The sequence below is a fragment of the Oleiphilus sp. HI0080 genome, assembly GCF_001635135.1.
The window spans coordinates 1-970 of the sequence record NZ_LWFU01001042.1 but is presented as its reverse complement, the minus strand read 5'-3'; the positions used below and the strand labels follow the sequence as shown (position 1 = coordinate 970).

General features: G+C 47.7%; 2 protein-coding genes. One reads left to right on the top strand and one right to left on the bottom strand.

Features of this window, described 5'->3' with window-relative positions:
• A partial coding sequence (locus A3751_RS19485) for a sterol desaturase family protein (RefSeq protein ID WP_156492652.1) occupies positions 1-637 on the top strand: 637 nt, incomplete at its 5' end.
• Positions 638-642: 5 nt separating this feature from the next.
• Here the strand turns inward: A3751_RS19485 and A3751_RS19480 are convergent.
• A partial coding sequence (locus tag A3751_RS19480; protein WP_231876939.1) for a hypothetical protein occupies positions 643-970 on the bottom strand: 328 nt, incomplete at its 5' end.

Below are 970 nucleotides of genomic sequence, written 5' to 3'. Positions count from 1 at the left end.
GTTAGATCCTGAGTGGGCCAAACCTCATCGGGTGCAAAACAAAGATTTTGAAGTCAGCACGTTCTTAGGCAAAAACATCACGTTGATCGTTTTCAACTCCCTATTAGTATTCACGCTGCTTGTACTGGCCTGGCCCTTAGCTCGTCTAACTGGCATTCACGCAGGCGAAGTGCCTCACTGGACAACCTTTGTCTGGCAAATTGCTTTTTTTATCGTCTTGGATGATTTTCTGTACTACTGGATGCACCGAACGATGCATGAAAATAAGTGGCTGCTAAAGAATGTGCATTCTGTACATCATCAGGTTAGAACACCTTATGCATTGGCTGGTAACTACTTTCACTGGGTTGAGCTAGCATTAACTGCCGGCATTGCACTGATTGGCCCAATACTGCTCTCAAGCCATATTTATGTGGTGTACGCATGGTTCATATGGCGACAGATGGAAGCGGTTGACGGACATCTAGGCTACAGCTTTAAGTGGAACCCGATGCGGCTAGTGCCGTTCTATCATGGCCCGGAGTTTCATGACCGGCACCACGAAACCTACAAAGGGAACTACGCCGGGTTCTTACCGATCATTGACCGCTGGCTTAAAACCCAAAGCCCGGCGACAGCGAAAAGAAGCGCCCGTTGAAACGCCTAACTCTTAAATTTTTCGATATATGCTTGCATCTCGAAAGCAAGCTTCTCAACTGATCCCGATTCCGCGTCACTTTGCGCCGCCACATCCAAGTTCTCCATAGAAAGCGTACTGATTTCCTGGATCCGGTTGGCAACCTCCTCAGAAACGGCAAGCTGTTCAACAGCAGCTGCTGCCACAGTTGTGTTCATATCTTTTATTTCTTTGAGTTGATCATCGATGCTTTCGCGCGACTCACGCATGCGATCAACTCCTTCCACGCCCTTTTCCGCTTCTTCAACACCTTTTTTGGTCACATCTTGGGCTCTGTTAATCGCTTCATAAAGC